24 protein-coding genes are annotated in these 21,268 nt (G+C 70.2%); 2 read left to right on the forward strand and 22 right to left on the reverse strand.

Going from position 1 to position 21,268, the window contains the following annotated elements:
* Window positions 1-68: 68 nt before the first annotated feature.
* Entirely contained in the window at window positions 69-464 is a 396-nt protein-coding gene (locus Q5530_RS12225; RefSeq protein WP_415362291.1) for a hypothetical protein, read from the reverse strand.
* Window positions 465-766: 302 nt separating this feature from the next.
* Here Q5530_RS12225 and Q5530_RS12230 point away from each other — a divergent pair, with 302 nt between their 5' ends.
* Window positions 767-2,467: a recombinase family protein gene (locus Q5530_RS12230; RefSeq protein ID WP_415362292.1), complete on the forward strand. Its 1,701-nt coding sequence runs from the start codon at window positions 767-769 to the stop codon at window positions 2,465-2,467.
* Window positions 2,468-2,724: 257 nt separating this feature from the next.
* On the opposite strand, the gene Q5530_RS12235 is transcribed toward Q5530_RS12230, so the two are convergent.
* The 16 genes from Q5530_RS12235 to Q5530_RS12310 all read right to left on the reverse strand — a co-directional run bounded on the left by Q5530_RS12235 (window position 2,725) and on the right by Q5530_RS12310 (window position 15,454).
* Window positions 2,725-3,153 carry a peptidase inhibitor family I36 protein gene (locus Q5530_RS12235; protein ID WP_415362293.1) on the reverse strand — a complete coding sequence of 143 codons (429 nt, stop codon included), beginning with the start codon at window positions 3,151-3,153 and terminating at the stop codon, window positions 2,725-2,727.
* A gap of 141 nt (window positions 3,154-3,294) precedes the next feature.
* Window positions 3,295-3,489 carry a hypothetical protein gene (locus Q5530_RS12240; protein WP_415362294.1) on the reverse strand — a complete coding sequence of 65 codons (195 nt, stop codon included), beginning with the start codon at window positions 3,487-3,489 and terminating at the stop codon, window positions 3,295-3,297.
* Between the two features lie 35 nt (window positions 3,490-3,524).
* On the reverse strand, window positions 3,525-4,238 hold the full coding sequence (locus Q5530_RS12245; protein ID WP_415362538.1) for a GP88 family protein: 714 nt from the start codon (window positions 4,236-4,238) through the stop codon (window positions 3,525-3,527).
* A 49-nt stretch (window positions 4,239-4,287) separates the two neighbouring features.
* Window positions 4,288-4,707 (reverse strand): hypothetical protein, encoded by a 420-nt coding sequence (locus Q5530_RS12250; RefSeq protein WP_415362295.1) that lies wholly within the window; start codon window positions 4,705-4,707, stop codon window positions 4,288-4,290.
* Window positions 4,704-5,672 (reverse strand): GH25 family lysozyme, encoded by a 969-nt coding sequence (locus Q5530_RS12255; RefSeq protein ID WP_415362296.1) that lies wholly within the window; start codon window positions 5,670-5,672, stop codon window positions 4,704-4,706. The genes Q5530_RS12250 and Q5530_RS12255 overlap by 4 nt, the downstream gene beginning before the upstream one ends.
* Entirely contained in the window at window positions 5,669-6,205 is a 537-nt protein-coding gene (locus tag Q5530_RS12260; protein WP_415362297.1) for a hypothetical protein, read from the reverse strand. The genes Q5530_RS12255 and Q5530_RS12260 overlap by 4 nt, the downstream gene beginning before the upstream one ends.
* A gap of 406 nt (window positions 6,206-6,611) precedes the next feature.
* Window positions 6,612-8,822 (reverse strand): hypothetical protein, encoded by a 2,211-nt coding sequence (locus tag Q5530_RS12265; RefSeq protein ID WP_415362298.1) that lies wholly within the window; start codon window positions 8,820-8,822, stop codon window positions 6,612-6,614.
* Window positions 8,815-9,609, reverse strand: coding sequence for a hypothetical protein (locus Q5530_RS12270; protein ID WP_415362299.1), 795 nt, complete (start codon window positions 9,607-9,609; stop codon window positions 8,815-8,817). The genes Q5530_RS12265 and Q5530_RS12270 overlap by 8 nt, the downstream gene beginning before the upstream one ends.
* Before the next feature lie 6 nt (window positions 9,610-9,615).
* Window positions 9,616-12,429 (reverse strand): phage tail protein, encoded by a 2,814-nt coding sequence (locus Q5530_RS12275; protein ID WP_415362300.1) that lies wholly within the window; start codon window positions 12,427-12,429, stop codon window positions 9,616-9,618.
* Window positions 12,430-12,546: 117 nt separating this feature from the next.
* On the reverse strand, window positions 12,547-12,876 hold the full coding sequence (locus tag Q5530_RS12280) for a hypothetical protein (protein WP_415362301.1): 330 nt from the start codon (window positions 12,874-12,876) through the stop codon (window positions 12,547-12,549).
* Window positions 12,877-12,944: 68 nt separating this feature from the next.
* Window positions 12,945-13,220, reverse strand: coding sequence for a hypothetical protein (locus Q5530_RS12285; protein ID WP_415362302.1), 276 nt, complete (start codon window positions 13,218-13,220; stop codon window positions 12,945-12,947).
* Window positions 13,217-13,723 carry a hypothetical protein gene (locus tag Q5530_RS12290; protein ID WP_415362303.1) on the reverse strand — a complete coding sequence of 169 codons (507 nt, stop codon included), beginning with the start codon at window positions 13,721-13,723 and terminating at the stop codon, window positions 13,217-13,219. The genes Q5530_RS12285 and Q5530_RS12290 overlap by 4 nt, the downstream gene beginning before the upstream one ends.
* A 210-nt stretch (window positions 13,724-13,933) precedes the next feature.
* Window positions 13,934-14,350, reverse strand: a complete 417-nt coding sequence (locus Q5530_RS12295; RefSeq protein ID WP_415362304.1) for a hypothetical protein — start codon at window positions 14,348-14,350, stop codon at window positions 13,934-13,936.
* A complete protein-coding gene (locus Q5530_RS12300) occupies window positions 14,347-14,664 on the reverse strand; it encodes a hypothetical protein (RefSeq protein ID WP_415362305.1) in 318 nt (105 codons plus the stop codon). The genes Q5530_RS12295 and Q5530_RS12300 overlap by 4 nt, the downstream gene beginning before the upstream one ends.
* 3 nt (window positions 14,665-14,667) lie before the next feature.
* Window positions 14,668-15,048: a hypothetical protein gene (locus tag Q5530_RS12305; RefSeq protein ID WP_415362306.1), complete on the reverse strand. Its 381-nt coding sequence runs from the start codon at window positions 15,046-15,048 to the stop codon at window positions 14,668-14,670.
* 82 nt (window positions 15,049-15,130) lie between these two features.
* Entirely contained in the window at window positions 15,131-15,454 is a 324-nt protein-coding gene (locus tag Q5530_RS12310) for a hypothetical protein (protein ID WP_415362307.1), read from the reverse strand.
* Window positions 15,455-15,722: 268 nt separating this feature from the next.
* Between Q5530_RS12310 and Q5530_RS12315 the strand changes: the two genes are divergently transcribed.
* Window positions 15,723-16,193, forward strand: a complete 471-nt coding sequence (locus Q5530_RS12315; RefSeq protein WP_415362308.1) for a hypothetical protein — start codon at window positions 15,723-15,725, stop codon at window positions 16,191-16,193.
* A gap of 168 nt (window positions 16,194-16,361) precedes the next feature.
* On the opposite strand, the gene Q5530_RS12320 is transcribed toward Q5530_RS12315, so the two are convergent.
* The 5 genes from Q5530_RS12320 to Q5530_RS12340 form a co-directional block, all read right to left on the reverse strand.
* Window positions 16,362-16,535 carry a hypothetical protein gene (locus Q5530_RS12320; RefSeq protein WP_415362309.1) on the reverse strand — a complete coding sequence of 58 codons (174 nt, stop codon included), beginning with the start codon at window positions 16,533-16,535 and terminating at the stop codon, window positions 16,362-16,364.
* Window positions 16,532-17,530 (reverse strand): DUF5309 family protein, encoded by a 999-nt coding sequence (locus tag Q5530_RS12325; RefSeq protein ID WP_415362310.1) that lies wholly within the window; start codon window positions 17,528-17,530, stop codon window positions 16,532-16,534. Before Q5530_RS12325 ends, Q5530_RS12320 begins: the two co-directional genes overlap by 4 nt.
* A 9-nt stretch (window positions 17,531-17,539) precedes the next feature.
* On the reverse strand, window positions 17,540-18,361 hold the full coding sequence (locus tag Q5530_RS12330; protein ID WP_415362311.1) for a hypothetical protein: 822 nt from the start codon (window positions 18,359-18,361) through the stop codon (window positions 17,540-17,542).
* A 245-nt stretch (window positions 18,362-18,606) separates the two neighbouring features.
* Window positions 18,607-19,602, reverse strand: coding sequence for a hypothetical protein (locus tag Q5530_RS12335; protein WP_415362312.1), 996 nt, complete (start codon window positions 19,600-19,602; stop codon window positions 18,607-18,609).
* A complete protein-coding gene (locus tag Q5530_RS12340) occupies window positions 19,599-21,167 on the reverse strand; it encodes a phage portal protein (protein WP_415362313.1) in 1,569 nt (522 codons plus the stop codon). Before Q5530_RS12340 ends, Q5530_RS12335 begins: the two co-directional genes overlap by 4 nt.
* Between the last annotated feature and the right edge of the window lie 101 nt (window positions 21,168-21,268).

Genomic DNA, 21,268 nt, shown 5'->3' on the forward strand with positions numbered 1-21,268 from the left:
TGTGGCGGTGAGCTGCCGGTCGGAGCAGCGGCGCCCCTGTCTCGATCGGGTGACGGGCCCGCTCGGGATCACCGTGCGGCCGCTTGGCGGGTCTCGCCGCCCCGGACGGCGGGGAACTTCACCCCGGTGAGGTCTTCGGAAACGGCCCACAGCCGCTGCTGGACGGCCACCTCGTACGACTTCGGGCTGGAGGTGACCAGCCGGGGGTGGCCCATGACCTCGTTGCGTCCGCCGGGACCGTAGTACTGGCCGCCGAGCACGGCCGGGTCGGTGGCGGCGCGCAGGATCGGCAGCGCGCCCATCGCCGGCGTCTGGGTGATCAGCGGCGCGAGCCGGGTGAGCGGGAGCCTCAGGGCCGCGGGGGTGTTGCGGGCGAGTTCGGTGTTGGACATGCCGGGGTGCGCGGCCACCGCGACGGTGGTCCCGTGCGTGGCGAGCCGGCGCTGCAACTCGTAGGTGAACATGAGGTTGCTCCTCTTCTTTCTTACTGTCCATAGCCATGTTCACTCTCAGTGAGAACAGAGTCACGGATGCGTGTCCGGTCGAGCAGGTGCAACATGCACGAATGATCCTGCCCCTGCCGCGCGGAGGCATTTTCCCCGTTGCCGCCCCGTCTGCCGAAGAGGGTACCCGGAGGGCGATTTTCCAGCACTTTCCGCACTTTTCGGGGTACGCTTGGGGTATCGCTTTCGGGGGGGTACTTGTGAATGGTGTGCCATTGGCGTTGGCGGGTCCGGCTAGACCTCGTCGGGCGCTTACGACGGAATTGTTCGGAGTCCGCTACCTGCGCGCGTCGCAAGACCGGTGGGGGCGTGCGATCTCCGTTGGTTCGCAGGAGTACGAGGGCGAGGAGTTCTTCGAGGAGAACGGCATCGTCCATATTGCGACGCACAGCGACAACAACCTGAGCGGGTCGTTGTTCGCGACCCAGGGTCGGGACGGCTACGAGGACGCGTTGGAGGACATCCGCTCGGGTCGGGCGAATCTGCTGTGGACGTGGGACTCCTCGCGGGCGCAGCGTGACCTGGAGATCTACGCCCGTCTGCGGCGTATCTGCATCGAGGCTGGCGCGTTCTGGGCCTACGGTGGTCGCATTTACGACATGTCCGACCCGAAGGACCGTCAGGACACCGCGCAGGACGCGGTGAAGGCTGAGGGTCGGGCCGATGAGATCTCGATGCACTCGCGTCGCGGTGTGCGCAGCCGGGCCAGGCGGGGTGAGCACGCAGGGCCGATCGCCTACGGCTATCGCCCCGTCTACAGCCAGGAGACCGGCAAGTCGTTGGGCTGGGTGATCGTGGAGGAGGAGAAGGAGGTCATCCGTCGGATTGTCGACTGGCTTCTTGAGCGCAGGACGTTGACCTGGGTTGCGCGGAAGCTCAACGAGGAGAACGTGCCGTGTGCGCGTGACCGCCGTTGGAACAAGCGGTTGGTGGCCTATCTGGCGGAGGAGCGCGGACACCCCGGCGAATGGGCGAGGTTGTGCGCGTCGCTGTCGGAAGAGGATCAGCGGGTCGCGGAGACGATCGTCGAGCGGGTGCGTGCCGGGGAAAACCCGAAGGAGGTGGGCCGCGAGTTGAACCGTGACGGCGTGAAGTACTTCTTCCCGAGCAGGTGGGACGGGACGAAGGTCAAGAACATCGCCCTGTCGCCGCCGTCGGCGGGGCTGCGCCGCTGGCACGGCGACACCGTGGTGGAGAAGAAGCCGGACCCGACCGCGCCGGAGGGCTTCCGCCTGGTGCCGGTGGCCACGACGTGGAGGGGCATCAAGACCCACGAGGAGCACGAGAAGCTCACGGCGTTGCTGACCGCCCCCGACCGCAAGACGTCACGGGACGGCGAGCGTGTCAAGCACTTGTGGAGCGGCATCGCGCGGTGCGGAGTGTGTGACGGAAAGCTCAACAGCATCCCGAAGTGGGGCAAGCTGCGGTACCGCTGCGCGCCGAAGTCGTGCGTGATGCGCGACCAGGTGTTGGTGGACGCCTGGCTGACCGAGCAGGCGTTGCTGCTGCTGGAGCGCGAGGACGCCGCCCAGTTGTTCCGCATCGACATGGACGTGACCCAGGCGCGGGCGGCGCAGCGGGAGGCCGAGCGGTTGCGTGCCCGCTTGGACGGATTCCGGGCGCAGGCGGTGGCGGGCACGATCAGCGGCGAGTCGTTCGCGATGTTCGAGGGCGAGTTGCTGCCCAAGATCGCGAGGGCGGACGAGTTGGCGAAGCGGGCGACGCTGCCCCCGGCGCTGGTGGACATCATCGGCACCGACGTGCGGGCGGTGTTCCTGGCGCTGCCGTTGGTCCAGCAGCGGGAGATCCTTCGGGCGATCATGCGCCCGAGGATGATGCCGACGAAGAAGAAGGCGCGCGGCAGGTTGGACACCTCGGCGATCGACCCCGGTTTCCTGTACGCGATGCCGGTGGACGGCCCGGAGGCCGCTCCCGCGACGAGCGGGGACCGGGTCGCGGCGTAGCGCTCCGACGGCACGAAGACTTGGCCCCTACGGGACGCTGTCAGCACTCCGCTCCGCCGCCAGGCCGGAGCGGAGTGCTGCGGAGAGCACGGTTGACAGCGATCCTGCTTCGAACTTTGTGAATCGCACTTCTACGCACAAGTCGGCACCTGGCCACCAGACTCCCCGGGTCGCGAACTCTGTGAGGTGTTGCCGGACTCCTGACGGACGACCGGATGAATGTCGCGATCACCGGGTTAGTGTCCTGAAATTTGAGGTCAGCAGTCGATGCGTATCGAGCTGGCCTTGTTTCGGTACGCACTCTCCAGATTCACCGGCGCACCGTTATTTACGACGCTACGCAAATAACTGTTAGTGGAATCGGCCGCATCGTACAGGTGAACCGTTCCACCACCGCCGTTGCGTACCGACTCGACGTTGTTGTTGAACACGCTGCCCAACGCCCACGGGCCGCACGAAGGCGCAACCCAGCGGTCGCCGGTCTCGTTGAGCCCGGTCCAAAAGCAGCTATAACTAGCGGGGCAGGTGGCAAAGTAAATTGGCCCCACCCCGATCTTCGGTGCATTACCGACGCTTTCGTTCCGGATGGATGGTGTCACATCCGCCGCAGAAGCAGGTACGTGCTGAAGCGAGAGCAAAAATAACAGCATCAAGGAAAGCGTGATGACCTTCGGAGTCTTCTTCACTATTCCCCCTCGGGTGTACGCAAAAATTTCCTAGCTGAACGGTGACTCTATTGTCGAAGGCTTAAGCAAGCAAGAGGGGGCACGGCACTGGGCCAGATTCGCCAGGAGCTTCCCGCTGTAGAAGCCGTGGCGTGCCAGGGGTCAGGCGGCCGGGCGTGCGGCCAAGGCGGCGCGCACGTGCGGCCGGAACACCGCCGCGACCACGTCGAGTTGGGCGGGGTTCAGGCGGGGAACGCGGTCGACGTTGGCGCGGGCTGCGGCCAACTCCTCGGCGGAGAGCAGGGTCCGGGGGTCCACCATGACGGGTGGCTGTTCGGGGCTGAGAGCTTCGGACACGGGTGTTCCTCCCCTGGCTGGGGTGAGTGGGTGGGTCAGCGGTGTGATTGGCCGTGCGTGGTGTCGCGCCCCCGGTGCTGTCTGGTTGCCTGCCACTCACGGAAGGTGCGTTCGCCGATGCGGCGGCGCAGGTGCGGGATGTTGTTCTGGCTCATGCCGACCGGTGCCGGTCCGAGGACGGCGTCCAGGTCGGTGGCGGCGTTGGTGTGCCATCCGGCCGCCTCGATGGCGGCTTCGTCGGGGAAGACGTCGGCGACCCGATCGGTGCTCGGGTCGAGGAGGTGGTCCTCCTTGCCGCCGTAGCTGTAGATCCACCGGAAGTTGGCGGGCGGGTCCGGTTCGACCAGCCTTTTGAACCGCGCGACCTCCTTGGTGTAGCTGTAAATCAGCACGTCGGGGACGGCGCGGGCGATGCGCAGCCAGGCCAGCAGGTAGGCGTCGGAGAAGTAGTCGCCCGAGTCGTGCACGCGCAGGGCCTTGCCGCCCCGGAATCGCGGGTGCGCCAGCTCGGCGCGGATGTCGGCCTCCCACTGCGGCAGGTCGTCCAGCACGCGGGCGAGGTTGCGTTCGTGCTTGGCCTTGACCTGTGGGAATCGGTAGGTGCCGTGGCGGGCGTAGCAGACCGCCGCGCACACCCCGGCCGCCGAACACGTCATGTAGGTGCGGCCGTCCGGGAGCCGTCCGGCCAGCGCGGGCAGGGTGAAGTTGAAGATGCCGTGACGGCGCAGGCCCGAGTTCTGGGTGATCAGCCGTTCGGGCCTACGCCGTGGGGTGGTGGTCGTGGTGGAGCGCTCCTCGTCAGTCGGTGTCGGTGGGGACCAGCGGGCGGCCGTCGGCGTCGCGCGGGTCGACCAGCGGGGTCACCTTGTGCTCGGTGGTGACCACGACGCCGAAGGTGCCGAGCAGGACGAGGGCGGCGGTGATCAGGCCGGTGATGCCGTCGCCCTGACCTGCGGTGAGCAGGCCGGAGCCGACCAGGCCGGTGACCAGGGCGGTGAGGCCGCCGACGACGGAGCCCGCGACGCGCAGCGGACGGAGACGGGAATCGGACACGAAGGGTTCCTCCTGGAGGTGGTTGGGTTGGTTGCCCTCGTGCCGCTCGAACCACAGGACGAAGCGCAGGCACGCTTTGCCGAGCAGCCAGAGCAGCAGGGCGAGGGAGAGCACGAGCGAGCCGCCGCCGGGTTCCATCCCGGCGGCGGCCGACTCGTGGGTCATGGACGGGTCAGCCAGTCCCCGGCGCGGATGTAGTCGGGGTTGGCGATGCCGTTACGTGCGGCGATGGCCGCGACGGTGGTGCCCCAGCGCGCGGCCAGCGCCGAGAGGGTGTCGCCGGGCCGGATCTGGTAGCGCTCACCACCGCCGCCCCCGCCGTTGCCGGGGACCTGGATGGTGCGGCCCGCGTAGATCAGGTTGGGGTTGGCGATGCCGTTGCGGGAGGCCAGCTCGCCCACGGTGGTGCCGGTGCGCGCGGCGATGCCGGACAGCGTGTCGCCGGGCGCGATGACGTAGGGGACCCAGCCCGAGGGCGCCGGGCCGGGCGCGGGTGGCTGCGGTGCGGGGGTGGGCGGGGTGCCGAGGATGAACGCCGAGCGAGACCAGCCCGGCAGGGTAGCGTTGCGGTCGACGTGGCCGCCGATGCCGTTGACGTTGCCCTGGCTGGTGTGCTGGTGGATCGCCAGCCGGGAGTGGGCGAAGTCGACTCGACCGGGGTCGCCGTTGTACTGCGCGCACCACAGCAGCACCCGGTCGTCCGCCCACTCGTTCGGGCGCAGCCGGGTGGTGAACCAGTTCTGGTTGGCGTAGATGAGCAGCGGTGCCCCGGTGGCGGCGCGGAAGCGGTCGACGAACTCGCGGACGAACGGGTTGGGGTCGCCGAAGGTGTCCGCCTCCATGTCCAGCATCGGCCACATCGAGCCCTCGTTCAGCAGCCCGCGGGCCTCCAGGCCGGCGACGAAGTAGCCGACCTGTCCGGTGACGTTGCCGGGGTGGGCGTAGTGGTAGCCGCCGGTGGCGATGCCGACGGAGCGCGCCCCGTTGACCTGCGAGGTGGCCAGGGGGTTGGTGTAGGTGGTGCCTTCGGTGGTCTTCACCGAGGCGAAGGTGATGTTGTGGCCCGCGACGGCGGGCCAGTCGATGCGGTCGCCCTGGTAGCTGGCGATGTCGATGCCGTAGTCGGTCAAGCGGTTCCTTCGTTCGGGGATGGGGACGAGCCCGCCCGCGAGCGGGCGAGCTGTTTGGCCAGGGCGGCGCGCAGGGCGCGTTCCTGGGCGAGTTCGTGGGTGGCTTCACGGAGCGCGGCCGTGGCGGTGTCGAGGTCGGCGCGGGCTTGGCGCAAGTCACTGAGGGCTTGGTCGCGTTCGGTCTCGGCTTCGGCGAGCTGGCCGCGCAGGGTCGCGGCGATTTCTTCGTGCAGCTCGGCGAGCTGCCGGGCCGCGCCGAGCACGGCGGCTTGGGCTTTGTCGGCAGCGTCGGCGTGAGCGCGGTCGATCTCGTCGCGCGCCTTGCGCCGGGTATGCAGCGAGGCCAGCACCGCACCGGTCGCGGTGCCGAGGTTGGTGATCACCAGCGCGACGGCGGTAATCAGCTCGGGCGTGATCGGACCGATGGCCAGGGGCAGCAGCGTGGTCAGGAAGGCGATACCGCCTCCCCTGTTACGGCCTGTGACGGCCTGTAAGCGGGTGGCTGCTAGGCTGCCGTCGCGTCTTGGACTCAATGGCTGGGGTCCGAGACGAACCCAACCCTCACACCGCGACAACTACGAAGGACGCTCGGAGGAGACCGCTTCGCCCTGTCGGACCCGCACGGTGCGGGCCGATCGAGTCAGGGCGAGATGGCCCCTGGCGAGGGATGTCGCACGACTGCCGAAGGGCAGACGGGTGCTCGACCCGGGTGTGAGCTGGGAGGTTTCGTGGTGCCATGGCTTGTGGTCGGCCTGCTCGGCGCCCTGGGGGCGATCCTCGCCCTCGTCCTTGTCGGACGCCCGTCCACCAATTGGGTACGGGTCCAGGTACGGGCGGGGCGTCAGGTGGGATTCACGTTCGAAAGCGCCCCAACGGGCGAGCCCGGCAGCCCGGAGCAATCCCGACTGCCCGCACGGTCGCCGCGTCGCCGGACACGGCCTACGGCACGCGGACGCCCTCGCGGGCAAGGACGTTCTGGGCGTCGGGGTCGATAGGTGGGTCGGGGAACAGACCGGTGTCGGTGGGTGCACCTGCTGTGGTGGTAGCGCGCAGGGTGAGGATCTGGCGGACGCGTCCGGTGTCGTCACCGTTGGTGCGGATGCCCACGACCCAGGCCGGGGTGGACAGGGTCGCGCCGATATGGTCGACCACGCGCACGAGGTCGCCGAGCTGGATGCGGGGGTCGGGCAGGATCTCGACGTCGCCGAGGATGGGCAGCGGCAGTGCGCCCACGGCCAGCAGGTGGTCTGCGATGGCTCCGGCTGTGGTGCTGGACTGAATCCATGGTGTGGCCGCGACCTGGTAGACCTGCGCGCCGTAGAGGGTGCGGCTGGTGGTGTTGACCCGGCGCACCGTGTTGCGGATGGGGCTACCGGAGGCCAGTCCGATAGAGGCGATCACCAGCGAGGGTGAGCCGGTGGAGGTCACCAGGTACAGCGTGCTGGTGGTGCGGTTGCGGAAGGTCAGCACCAGTCGGTTGCCGTCGCGTTCGGCGGTGGTCTCGACCGCGCCGTGCACGCCGGTGGTGCCGCTGGTCTGGGTGGCGAAGCGGACGCGCGAGCCGGTGGGCGCGGTGGTGGCGTAGACGACCGGGGGCGGGCTGTCGTACTCGGAGACGTCGTAGTCGATCGACATCGAGAACGAGCCGAACGGGGAGAGCGAGCGCAGGGCGGTGTCGGAGAACTTCGTGGCCGTGGTGCCCATCCGGTAGGTGGAGTAGGGCACGTCGATGGTGTTGCGCACCGCGTCGATGGCCTCCGAGACACGCAGTGAGGCGATCTCGCGGGCGCTGGTGACGGTGAGCACGGGGGTGCCGGGGTTGGTGAAGCGCCGGTTGTTGCGGTAGCGGAACACCCCGTACTCGTCGAACTCGGCGGTGGCCTGCTCCGCGCGGGCCACGGCGGTGATCACCTCCCACGCCGAGCCCTGGGTGGGCGGCACGGCGAGCAGGGGCGAGGTCACCTCGTCCAGCACCGCGCCGCGGGTCCAGGTCGGGTCGAACTCGGCGCGGGTGGGCCGTCCGGACCTCTTGGACACCTGCACCGCCTCCACCGGCATCCCCGAGGTCAGCTCCACGTAGTTGAGCTGGGAGCCCCCGGTGGGCAGCGGTCCGCGTTCGCCCATGGCGCGCTCGTAGAAACCGCCGAGCACCGGTTCGCCGGACAGGTAGTAGTAGGCGGTGGGGCGGGTGTCGGTGAACGACCAGTAGGCCCCGACGTGGTAGATCCCGCGTCGGCCCAGCTCGGCGGGGCGGATGGTGGCGCTGGTGGAGTCGGTGCCCACGCCCACGGTGTCGGTGGAGAAGTCGAACCAGACGCGCACGTGGTTGGTCGCGCCGTCGGCCTGGTAGAACAGCGCGATCTGGACTTGGCCGCCGCCGGCGGGCACCATGCGGGCGTCCACCCACGCCTCCACCAGCAGGTCGGAGCCGGGCACGGTGGTGCGGGTGCGCGGGTCCCACCGCACGGTGTAAGGGCTGGAGCCGGACGCGGGCACTGCGGCAATCTCCCAGGGCGCGCGGGCGCGGGAGTAGCTGTGGGAGTTGCTGACGTGGTCGCGGTAGAACCCGATGTCGGGGGTGAACCCGCCGTGCATCGAGGCGTAGAGGATGGCGTCCGGGCGAGGCGGCGGGGCGCTGTGGATACCGGCCTCGCGCAGCAGGTGGTCCACGATCCAGGTGCCCGAGCTGATCGGGGTGGTACCCGTGCTCACGGCGACCGGGAGGGTCGCGGCGTCGCGCAGCCGCTCCGCACCGTCGAGGGCGGACAGGTCGACCAGGCCGGTGGCGGAGTCGGCGACGCGGTCGCGGATCGAGCCCCGGAACGCCGGGAGCGCGTCACCGGCCAAGCCCCACCCGTGCAGCGCGGACTGCCTGGGACGGGTGAGGTCGGCGGTGGTGTGCGGGGCGTAGGGGCTGTAGAGCTGGGCGGCGGTCTGCTCCCCGGTGCCGGTCAGGGTGAGCCGCAGCTCTGCTGAGGAACTGCCGTTGACCGCGCGCATGGCGGCGGGCAGGTCGGTGTCGTAGCCCCGGTCCACCGACCAGGAGGTCACCTGCCCGGTCAGTTCCTTCCCGCCCAGGCGCGTCAGGGTGGTGTGGACCCGTTCAGGTTCGGCCAGCGCGGCGACGAGTTCGGGGTCGGCGTCATGCACGGCGCACCTCCACGAGGGTCAGCGACAGGTCGCGGTGGGGCAGCCGCGGGCGGTCGGCGTAGGCGGTGACGGTCATGGCCGGGCAGCCGTCGCCGACCGGGATGGGCTCGTCGGCGGTGACGGGTTCGCCGAGGCGCAGCAGGGCGCCGCCCACGGGCACGATCGTGGTCAGGGTGGGCAGCCACACTTTGGGCGCGACGAACGCGGCCCCGACGGGCGGAACGGCGGTCAGGGTGGGCGTGGCCGAGGTGACGGAGTCAAGGAAAGTGCCATCCGCGTTCCACCACTCCAGCACGCACACCGCGCCCACGGTGCGGGTCAGGTAGGTGGTGAAGCTGACCGGAACGCCGGGCAGCACCGGCCACCCCGACCAGTACGGCGAGGTGTAGTAGAGAGCGCTGCTGTCGCCCTGCGTGGCGGTGACGGTCAGCGTGCCGTCGGCGCGTTCGGCCAGGGTGCCCCACCCGGCGAGGCTGATCCGACGCGGCGCGCGCCCGAGCGACTGGCTTGCCTCGAACAGGTTGTCGGCTGCCGGGTCGAGCACAGCCAGCGGTCCGGGGCCGTAGGCCCGGCGCGCGAGAGCGTCCAGCCACTGGGCGTGGTCGGGTAGCAGGGCCGTCCAGGACAGGGCGAGGCGGCGGGGCGGGGTGGCCAACCTGGTGGTGGTCACCCCGCCCGCCAGCGAGGCGAACTCCTGCACTCCCAGCGACACCGACCGGTCGAACTCCGTCGCGGTGTCGGGGATCTCCCGCAACGCCCCCGGTGGGCCGATCCACAGCGAACGCACGGGCGCTCACCTCCGGGACAGGATGCGGTCGCCCTCGGCGGTCGCCCGCGCGATCTCGGTTGTCCCGACCTGCACCACGACCGGCCGCGCGGCCAGTTCGCGCACCGCGTCGACCAGTTCACCCAGGTCCGGCGGTGCCGTGCCCGAGTCGTCGCGGGCGGTGGTGCTGCGGGTGATCACCCGTTCCGACGCAGTGCGGCCGGAGGGATCTTCGGACGCGGCCAGGCGCGGGATGCCTGCTGTGAGGTCGGACAGGTAGGCGCGCACGGCGGGTTCCTCGGCCTCCAGGCCGGAGAGCAGCCCGCGCATGATCAGCCGTCCGTTGCCGCGCAGCAGGACGCGGTCACGTTCGGGAGGTCCCTTCCAGTCGGGTAGGAGGTTGGTCAACTGCGTGAGCTTGTCGCGCAGGGACGCGAACATCGACTCGATGCCGCGCAGCAGGCCCCGGATCAGGTTCTTCCCGGCCTCGACCAGCAGCGATCCGAGGTCGCCGAGCGCGCCGAGCAGCCGCGCGGGGAGGCTCGCGACGAACGAGACCAGGCCGCCCGTGGCGAGGTCGGCTCCGTTGCGGATGGCCTGCCAGGCTCCCGAGACGATGTCGCGCACGCCCGACCAGGCCCGCGACCAGTCACCGGTGATCACGCCCATGACCAGGTCCAACAGGCCCTGGAGGAACGTGAGCGCTCCCGAGACGGTGTCCACGATGCGCTGGAAGACCGGCCCGACGACGTTGTCGATCAAGAAACGCAGGACCGGGATCAGCTTGGACGTGATCTCGGCCGCGACCCCGGCCATCATGGACGTCCAGGTCGCGAGCACCCCGGTGGCCTGAACGACCACCGGCACGAGCAGCCCGAAGAGCTGGAGCAGCGGCGGCAGCAGCTCCGAGACGAGCTGGAGCAGGACCGGTGTCAGCGGGAGCAGACCTTCGGTCGTGATCCGCAGCAAGCCCTCCACCAGCGGCGGCAACAGCGGCAGCAGCCCGGTCAGCCCGACGGCCAGCGTCTCGCCGAGCAGCTGTCCGATTTGGACCAAAGTCGGCGTGGCTGCGGCAAGCCCGACCGACAGGACCTCGGCCAGGCGCTGGACCGTCGAGACGATCACCGGCAGCACGGGCAGGGCGGCGGTGAGCCCGGCGAGCAGGACTTGGGCCCAGAAGTCGGCGAGCTGGCCGACCAGCGGCAGCACGGCCGACAGGGCGGTGAGCAGCGCTCCGCCGATCTGCGCCGCGATCGGTGTCAAAACGCGAAGCAGATTCGCAAGCGCCGGGGCGGCGATGTTGACCGCCTGCACGAGCAGTTGCCCGAGCTGCACCACCAGCGGCGCGGCGGCCCGTGCCAGGCCGATCAGAGCCGGGGCCAGCGTGCGCACCCCGTCCGCGAGTGCTCCGCCGACGAGTTCGCCGACCAGCGACGAGACGGCCGGGGCCAGCTCGGCGGTGACACCGGCCAGCAGCTCGACCGCCGGGACCAGCAGAGACGCCAGCGCCTGGGCCGCGACCCCCGCGAGCGGTGCGAGGGCGGCCAGGACGCGGCCCGCGGGCTCGACCGCGCCCACGAGCACGCCCAGCCCGGCGGCGACCATCGGCCCGAGCTGGGCCACGGCCGGGGCCAGCACCGACCCGGCCACGCGGCCGACCTCGACCAGCAGCGGCAGCAGCGCCGAGGCCACCGCGCCCAGGCCGCCGAAGATCTGGCTGAGCGCGAGCGCGCCCTCCGCCGAGCGGAGGTAGGCCAACATCCCGTCGGTCAGCGCGTGCAGGGTGGTGAGCAGGCCCACGCCCTGGGCGTTGGCGGCCGACAGGATCGTGAACACGATCCGCGTCAGGTTGCCCAGGATGCCTGCCAGGTCGCCCAGCGCGGACAGGCCGGCGGACAGCCACTCGCGTAGCTGCCCGGTCTCGCGGGCGGTGGCGATGAACTGCGCGAACCGCTCGGTGCTCTCACCCAAGCCGGAGGCGAAGCCGGGCAGGAAGTCCGAGCCCACGGCCGCGATGTCGCGGATGGCGCGCAGCAGCGGCGCCACACCGCCCGCCAGCGCGCGGACGGACTGCCCGGTGTTGTCCAGGATCAGCCGGACGTCATCGACCGTGCGCGCCTCGCCCGCGAACCCGGCTGCGTCGCGTGCGGCCTGGTTGTAGCCCTCGGCGATGTTGACCAGGCCGTCACGCAGCACCGGCAGGTAGCGGTTCCCCAGCCGGGAGACCTCACCGCCGAGTCCGGCGAACAGCGCCGCCTGCACGTCGAGCTTGAGCCCGTCGAGCTGCGGGCGCAGTGCGCGGACGGCGTCGGTGGTCTCCCGCATCGCGGGCGGGAAGTCCTTGACCGCCTTGGCGTACTCGGCAGGCGTCTCCGCGCTGAGGGCGTCGTTGAGGCCGTCGACCCCGAGGCGCAGCGCGCCCACGGCGGCGGCTGCGGCGATGCCGACCGCCGGGACGATCAGCAGCGACCCGGCCGCGGTCCCGGCCGCCGCGCCGAGCCCGCCCATCAGCCCGAGGGCCTGGGCGATGCCACCGGCCAACGCGGCGTACTTCAGCGTCGCCGCGCCCACGGTGGCGGTGTGACCGGCGACGTTGCCGGTCAGCCGCGTGACGCCGTTGTCGAGCTGGGCCAGGCCGCGCACGGACGCGCCGACCGACTTGTCCAGCGCGGCGCGGATGGTGACGCTGTGCCCGGACAACCGGCGCTTGAGGTCGGCGAACTCGTCACGGGCCGGTGCGGAGTCCAGCTCGGCCAGCAGCCGCATCGCTGTCCGGTCGCCCGCGCGGGCCAGTTCGGCGAGTTGGGCGCGCACCAGCGTGGTCTGGATCTGTGCGCCCAAGCTGATGTCGGGGGCGCCGCGCTGGGCCTGGTTGATCTGCTCGCGGACGTGCCGCCCGAGGCCCTGGAGGCTGGGCAGGATGGTGAGGTAGGCGTGGCCGACGGTTACCAGGAGCGCTCACGCTCCCCGCATCCACAGCGCGATCTCACGCAGGGACTTCGTCTCGGGTTCGGGTTCACCCCCTGCCGGTGCGGGCGGGGCGGTGTCGCCGAGGTCCAACGGCGAGGTCACGTCGGCGTCGGTGACCTTGCCGCCCAGAGCGGTGGCGACCGTGGCCCACAGCAGCGTGACCCGCCGTTCGAGCGCGGCGAGCAGGACTTCGGGACGGGTCCACCCGGCATCCGGTGAGGCCGCGCGCCACACGGCGGCGTCGTCGGGCAGGTGCGCGACCACGGCGCACACCCGCCGGAACGACAGCGTCTCCCGGTAGAGGTCCAACAGGTCCAAGCCCAGCCGCAGGAAGTCGACTTCGAGCGCGGTCGCGGTGGTGTCGTCCGCCAGCAGGCGGGCGACGATCAGGGGTTTCCCCGGCCCAGCTCCCGCGTGATCGTCTGCGAGAAGTGCTCGGCGTCGGCGGCCGTGGTCGCCAGGCTGCGCCAGGTGGCGTACTGCTCCGCCCCGAGGATCAGCTTGAGCGAGAGCAGGACCTTGCCCTCCTCCTCGGCCTCGATCGCGGCCAACGGGAATTCCGAGGCCGACGGCAGGGTGAAGCGCTTGCCGCGCCACATCACGGCGTGCTCGCTGCGCGCGGGCGGGCGGTTGGTGGCCTCTCGGCGCTGGGCTCTGCTCACTTGCTGTTCTCCTCGATGGCGAGCGTGCCGCCGCCGCTGGGCGGGGCGAGCAGGACGGCGGGGTCGTCGGTGAGCCACACGGCCAGCGTGGTTCCAGTGGCCGGGGCGAGCGCGGCGAAGGTCAGCCCCCAGCGGGCTTCCTGGGTGCGGGTCCACTGCGCGTCCTGGGTCTCGGAGACCTCGGCGCGCGGGACGTAGAGCCGGTGGTGGTAGATCTCGGTCGCCGAGATCTGGTCGACCCAGTCCACGCACAGGGCGCGTTCGTCGCCCTTGGGCACGGAGGAGATCTCGGCGCGGTACTTCTTCGACCCAGCGGAGGTCTCGGCGAACACCATCCCGCCGAAGTACGCGCCCAACACGATGCCCTTGGTCTCCTGGAACACGCTGGAGACGCCGAACTCCTGGGACGTGTAGATGTAGCGGGCGGGTGTGACCTGCTGCCAGTGCGTGGTGCCGGACTTCTCCACCGCGCGGCGGATGGTCACGCCGTCCTCGGTCGACAACCCGAGGCCGCTCCACGCGGCGGGCAGGGGTGTGCTCGGGTCCGGCGGTTCGGGTGTGCCCGGCGGGGCGAGAGACAGTTCCCCGGTGCCGGGGACGCGGACGAGGGTGGGACTCGGGGCCAAGCGGATGACCTCCAGGAGGGCGCGGGAGGCCGTTCTCCTGGAGGCGGTGCCGGGAGGCGGGCAGCCTCCCGAGGCGGGTACGAGGGTTCAGCAGATGGTAGAGCGGGCGCGCACAGCGACGGCGGCGGTGGCAAGCGGTCGGTCGGTGTGCGGGTCGAGTCCACCGAGAGGGCCTGTGACGGGTTCGCCTCCGGTCAGGCCCGATGCGGGCGCGGGCAGGCACAGCAGCGCCAACGCCAGGCCCACGGTGGCCTTGGCCGCGTGCTCGGAGCGGTGCCAGCAGGTCAGCCGGATCACCACCCGTTGCAGCGCGGGCCAGGTCCAGGTGTGGCCGTCCTCGGCGACCAGGAGCCACGGCAGCGACGGCGGGCCGCCGTCCGGGCCGGTGCCGACCTGGGTGGACACTTTGATGCCCACGAGCACCGGTTCCTGGCGGGCGGCCAGCTGCGGGCGCAGCGCGCGGACGACCAGCTCGGCCACGTCGACCGGGACCGGCAGCGTCACGGCTGCCCGTCCGTGTCCAGGCCATCGACCTCCAGCCCGGAGGCTTCCGCCGCGCGTTTGAGCAGGCCGTAGCGGGCTTCCATACCGACCCCGGCGGGATGGCGCACTGCGACGGTGACGCCCACCCGGTCGCGTCGGGGGTCGTCGAAGACCTCGATCGTCAGCGGTTCTCCGCTGGTGACGCGGTGACCGGCGCCGCGCGCCGCCGCACCGACCTGATCGGCCGCGGCCTGCACCGCGTCCCGGAAGCCTGGGGAGTTCAGCAGCTCGCGCACGCCGTCGCGGTCGACGCGGAAGTCGTGGAATGCGTCCATCGTTCAGCCCTCCACGTGCTTGAGTCGGGTTTCGTAGTGGACGTGGCCGAACCGGGGTTCCCAGAGGTCGGGTTCGCCGTCGACCTCCAACACCCGGTCACGCCACTCGATGCGCTCGTGCGCGGCCAGGCGCTCGATGCCGAACAGCCGCCACGCCGTGACCACCGGTCGGCGGCCCGGTTCGACGGGCTCGGACGAGGTGACCGGCTGGAGCAGGCCCCACATCACGCGACGCGGGGCGTCCGGCCCGTAGTCCAGGTCCAAGGCGGGGTTGTCGTAGGCGTCGGTGACCGGTGTGGGGGTGACGACGAGGAAGCGGTGAGGCAGTTGAATGGCTGCTCCGATCAGGTGGAATGAGGCTGGATCGCTCAAGTCGGAGCGCACGGCCGCCGATGGCGAGGAGGAGAAGCGCCGGACTCGCAACAGCAGGGCTGGCGCTCTGCCGTCTGTGGCAGGTCCGTCCAGGTCAGACCGTCCAGATGGAGAACGCGCCGCGCGGCGCGGGCGCGGGCAGTCGGAGCAGGTCCAACTCGTCCTCGGTCAGGTACAGGCCGCCGCCCTCGTGCGCGGCCGTGCGCGAGTGACTGCCCACCGTCTCGGACTTGTTGCCGTCCGGCGGCGAGGCCAACGCCCGCAGCACCGCAGTGGCGATCACGCCGGGCGCGGTCGCGGGCGGCGGGTCGGACAGATTGGGCACGCGGGCGCGGACGATCGCCGAGGCGTCGCCGATCAGCACAGCTGCGCGGGCCTGTTGCTCGGCGGTCAGCTGCACCTCCGTGCGTGCCTGCACGTCGGCCACGCTCGAAAGAGGGGGTAGGCCAGTTGCATAATTGATCATTTTTATCCCCTGGATACATGCCGATCGGATCAACTTGCCTGCGCCGACCAGATGTGTTCCGACCTCCAAGTGCTCTAACTTGTCCGCATGTCTGACGGTATCCCATTCAGCGTGCTAGCTTCGAAATTAGGGGTGACCTGGGCAGGGCTTCAGGCGATATTGGTTGCACTTCGTCGACCGCGCGCCCAGGCGCATGGAATTCTTGCTTCAAGGGGGAATAGTGTCGATCAGATTCAAATCGGCGGTCTTGGCGATCGTTGCCGTGGCGGTGGGAGCAGCTTTCACCGTTCCTGCCAGTTCCGCTTCGGCGGAAGTGCGGGAGGGCGGCCAGGTCGTCGCCGTCCCACTGACGGAGGCGTCTAGCACGCAAGCCTCGACGGCGCGCGGTTCCGATGGAGAGATCGGCACTTCGGGAGCGCTGGGCTGCGCGTATCCCTACGCGTGCCTCTACAACTCGAACCGGACGAAGGTCGAGCAATTCCAGGTGGTCACCTCGGGATGGCAGTCGTTCAGTCGGACGGACGTCTACTACGGAGTGAACACGCGCAATGACGACGTCGTCTACATCCGTTACACCAATGGCAAGGTCGGGTGCCTCGGGTCGGGGAATGCCTCGCTCGTCTGGAACCTGCGTTCCCTCGGTGTTCCGAACGGGATTCGCATCGACAGTTCATCCGTCTGCTTCCCGTAACGGAATCGAATGACGGGATCTGAAATCGGATGCCGGACCCAATGGCAAGCGGGTCCGGCATCCAGGCTATTATGAACCGGGTGGTGGCCGTTCAGCAGGCATCACGGCATGGCGGGATCGCGGTGAAAGCGGCTGGACAGGTGGTGAACCGCTTGCCGCTCATCACTACTACGTCGTCTCCTTGAGTGGACGCCCGCCGATCGCGCGGACGCCCAGCTCAGCAGGCAGGGTGCGTAGGGCCTCGATGGTGGTCTTGTCGGTCACTTCGGCCTCGCCGTCGGTGAAGATCACGCCCAGGTCATGGATCACGAGCTGCTTGTAGCGGCTGCTGGCGAACTTCACGCACCACCCCCGGCGGTGGAGCCGCTGGTCAGGCCGGTGATCTTGCCGTGCGCGATCTCCGGCCCATATTCCAAGCTGATCTCGCCGTAGATCTGCGCCCGGTCCGAGCTGCCGGTCTTGGCCAGCGGCTCCGAGAACAGGAACCCCTGGCCCGGCTTCTCCATCATCACCGGAGCGCACTGGTCGAGGCTGACCACCTGCACGGTGTCGGTGGGCATGTATCGGTTGAGCATGATCGACAACCGGCCGAAGTCGGTCTCGATCGTGGTCACCGCGACCCCGGCGATGTTGCGGGTCTCCTCGCGGTAGTTCTTCTTGGTGATGAACTCGTCAGTCAGGCGGCGCTTCTGCCACGCGTTGCACATCAGCGTGGCCATCTCGCTGATCTGGATGCCGCCGTTCTCCCAGACCTTCTGCAACAGGTCGATGACCATGCCCTCGGTCAAGGGCTGCGGGGTGGCGTTGGTGATGACGTTGGTGCGGGTGGCCTCGATGATGCCGCGCGTCTTGCGCACCGTGCTGTTGTCGGTGGGCTCGGCGTAGCGGCCGACCAGGAACGTCAACTCGACGTCGCGGGCGATCTGGACAAGGGCCTGGCGGGTCTGCCAGTCCATCTCGTTGGGCACGGCGTTGGTGCCGCCGATGCTCTGCGCGTTGGGATTGGCCGCGCCGGTCCCGGCGAACATGTTCTGCGTGGACTGGCGGGTGTAAGTCACGCCCACGGTCTCCTGGTGGATCTCCAGGACGTTGCGGTCCTGACCCCGGATGCGGGTCTCGGCGGGCGGCGCGTCCGCTCCCTCCAGGCGCTGGCGGTTGGGGTCCGGCGGGCGCAGGTCGTACACGGTCCAGGTGTGCACGACCGCGTTGGCCCGTCGCCCGCCGGTCAGACCACCGATGGCGGAGAGGAACGGGGTGTCGGTCGGGGTGAGGCCGAACAGCTCGCCGACGTAGTTCGGGCTGTTGTAGGTGTTGGCGATAGCGGCGATACCGGGCAAGGAGGCTCCTTACGTGTTAGGGGTGCGGGGTGCCGCTGCGCGGGCCTGCTCGGCGACGATCCGGTTCTTGAGGCTGATCGCGGTGGCCCAGTCGCCGCGCGACTCGGCCTCGCGGATCTGCTCGGCGACACCGGACAGCCCGCCTTGGCGCTGGCCCTGCGAAGGGTCTGGGGCGGGGCGTCGCGGCCCGTTGACGCGGGCGAGGTGCGGGCGCTGGGCGAGCACCGCAGCGAGGTCAGCGGCAATGGCGGCGGCGTCGACCGTGCCGTCCTCGGACAGGTAGCGGTCCCGATCGTCCAGGTATCGCGGCGCGTCGGTCGGGTCGGCCCATCCGAAGGCGGCGGCGCGGATCTCCGCGTCCACCGCCGTGCGCCGCAGCGCGACGAGCTGCGCTTCGGCGGCGGTCGCACGCTCGGCGGCCTTCTCCGCGTCGGTCTTGTTCGCGGCCTCGATCTCGTCCAGGCGGCGGGCCTTCTCGCGGTTCTCCCGAGCCTTGGTCTCCGCGCTGGTCAGCTTGGTGCGGGTCTCCTCGTACAACGCCCGGAAGTCCGGTTCGGTGGCCTTGCCGGGGTTCTCGGCCGGTGAGGTTGGGACGGGCGGTTCCGGGGCCGGTAGCGGGCTGGTGGGCGGCTGTGCGGGCGGTTCCGGGGCGGGTGGGTTGGTCGGGTTGTCGAACAGGGCGGAAACCCCCTTTCGTGTGACGTGGACAGGCCGGTGGACATGGGAAGATCCGCGCGTGAAAAACTGGCCGGTGCGGAGGGTCGCTGTCGCGGCGCTGCTCGCTGCCTCGGCTGGTGCCCAGGTCATGGCCGGTGTAGACGGTGAGATCACCGAGGAATTGGTGGGTTGGTTGGTAGGCGCTGTCCTCACGGCGGGGACGGCGGGAGCACTCACAGGGGCACCTGTGGATCAAAAAAAATTCTTCGGAGGTCGCCCTCTTATGCGTGAGGTTTCCTCACAGACGCGGGGGCGCCCCCTCCTCAGAGCACACGCCGCCTCACAAAAAACCTTCTGGGCGTTGTAGGTCTACAGCGCGCGAACCACGTCGTAGACCTACAACGCTGGCATGAGGTGCCTCATCTGAGATAGCCGAAGCGGCGTAGCTGCCTGATCAGCTCGACCTGGTCCTGGCCCAGGGCAGTGATGAGTTGGGCGGCGGTGGGCCGGGGCACCTGGGATCGCCGGTACCGGCCGCCGCGCTTGGCCAGTTCGCCGAGCTGCCGCCCGATGCCCCGGCCGGTGATCGCTTCGCGGGTGAACTCGTAGCCGCCGGCCACGTAGACCTGACCGGAGCGGCGGGCGTTGACCACGCGGCCGATGTCGGCACCGGCCCGGATCGCGGCAGCCTCGCCCTTGCCGAACGCCTTGTCCTGCTGGGCGCGGGTCATCGAACCGAACAGGGCCTTCGGGCTGTGGGAGCTGCCGCCCTCGCGCCACTGCTCGGAGGTGATGGGGCGCATGGTGCAGTCACAGCGCGGGTGGCGCAGGAACCCGGTCGAGTACCGGTACAACCGGCCCGACAGCAGGATGCAGCGCCCGCACGCGGGCAGGGTCACCACCCGCTCGTACCCGGCGATCTCCGGTTCGACCACTGCCCCGACGTGCAGCGCGAGGCGGGCGGTGTCGTTGGTCTCGGTGGACACGTAGGTCAGCAGCTTGGCCAGCCCGAGGGCACGGGCCTCGGTCTCGGGCAGGTCGGCGGCGCGGGCGCGCCGGTAGTAGCCGAACGCGAAGTCCATCAGCGCGTCGAGCACCAGGCCATTGGCGGCCAGCCCGACGAACGCCGACGCCACCAGCAGCGCGAGCGGGGCCGACACCGCGCCTGCGGCCAGCAGCGCGCCCGCGACGTAGAGCGGCGCCAGCGCTGCCGACTCCTGCTGTGCCTCCTGCACCGCCGTGACAACCTGAGGCCGGACCTCCTCTACCCAGGAAGCGGACGCCTCGCGCGGGTCGAGCTGCCGCCAGGCGGCCTGGGCCTGCTCGACGGCCGCGCGGGCGATGCGCTGCTGAGCCCGGTAATAGTCGGCATCGGTGCCGACCGACGGTCGCGCGGGAGCAGTCAGGGCGATCACCTCCCGGCGAGCGCGGGTTCCCGAAACTGCACCGCCAACGGCGGCACGGTCATGCCCGGCCCGAGCTGGACCGGCACGCGACGACGCGGCGCGGGCACCCGCCCAAACTCCGGCTCGTCCTCGGGCTCGTCATCGGCCGGATCGCGCGGGACCGGCAGCGGCTTGGGGCCGAAGTCCTCGGCTTGGTCGCCCACGGCGCGCGAGTACGCCTCGGCGTCCTCGGCCTCCATCTCCCTGATCTGGGTATCGGAGTACCCGAGTGCGCGACGCGACGCGCGACGCGGCAGCAGCCGGTCCGCCGAGAACAACTTCACGACCCCATCGGCCTGGGCGGCGAAGGTCGGCGTTGCGGCGTCGACCCACTGGGCTTCCATGCGCAGCGCCTCGTCCGGCACCCACCCGTCACGCACCAGCAGGACCGTGCGCATGACCTCCTCCCAGCCGTCACCGAAGCTGCGTTGACGGCGTTCGGCCCGCTTGATGTGCCGGGACTCCGACGAGCGGATGCCATCCGCCGAGGCGGGGTTCTCGGTGGCGTAGCCGAGGAAGTGCGGCGGCAACCCCGTCAAGGACGCGACGAGGTGGGCCAGGGCGTTGAGGGTGGTATGGAAGTTGGCGAGGTCGGCTTCGGGGAACTGGCCGACCGAGACGCCGTCCTCCTTCGGGCTCTTGGGTGAGGCCCACAGGACACCGGCCACCGCTTCCCACGGGGACAGCGGGCGGCCCTGCGCGTCGACGAAGTCCTCTTTGTCGAAGCCCAGCGCGTAGCGGCGCGGCATCGCGTGGAACTCCGCGCTGATCATCATGTCGGTGGCGATCTTCGACGCGGCGTCCGACAGCGGCAGCACGGCCGCCAGCTCCGAGCGCCCGAGCCGCGGCGGGACGGTGCGGCGGCGTCGGGTGCGCGGCCGGTTGACGATCGGCACCACCGGCACGTGGCCCATGCCGTGCTCGTCGCGGTCGTCCTCGATCCAAGTACCGCCGCCGTCATCTGACGAGTACCAGATGGTCTCGTTGGGCAGGTAGAGCGTGGCCCAGGCTTCGGTGCTGCCGTCCTCGGCGTCGTCGCTGAACTGGCGTTTGAGCGCGGCGCGCACCTTGCGGGTGCGGGGGTCCAGGTCGACGTGCACGTCCAACGGCGATTCGACTGTGACCAGCGGGGTGTTCGGCCGGTCCTCGTCGGTGCCGACGATGGCGAACGCCCGCCCCAGGGCCAGGGCGTCGATGTGGGCCTGTTCGGCGTGCAGGTCCAGCCGGTTGGCCTGCCAGATCCGCCACAGGTCGGCGTCGGTGGCCTGCTGGCCGCCGAGCCGGAACCCGGTCAAGTCCAATCGCTCGTCCAGGCTGTCCACGACGAGCTGAGCCCAGTTGATCACGACCTGGCGAACGCGGCCGTCCAGGCGGCGGATCAGCTCCGGGTGCATGTAGGACAGGGACTGTTCGCCCTCGTAGTAGGAGTCCAGCAACTCCAGCTCGGGGAGCTGGGCGTTGTGCAGCCGCGCCAGCCGCGCCACCCACTGGGCGGGAGTGAGGGTGTTCTTCGTGGAGATCAGGACGACCACCACCAACGGAAGTCCGGCTCGTAATCGACGCCCTCGGCCGCAGTCGGGCAGTGGGCGAGGGCGTGAGACAAGAGGCGCGTCGTGGTCAGCGCCGATGCGTCACC

Source organism: Saccharothrix sp. BKS2, assembly GCF_047689505.1.
Lineage (GTDB): Bacteria > Actinomycetota > Actinomycetes > Mycobacteriales > Pseudonocardiaceae > Actinosynnema > Actinosynnema lopnurensis.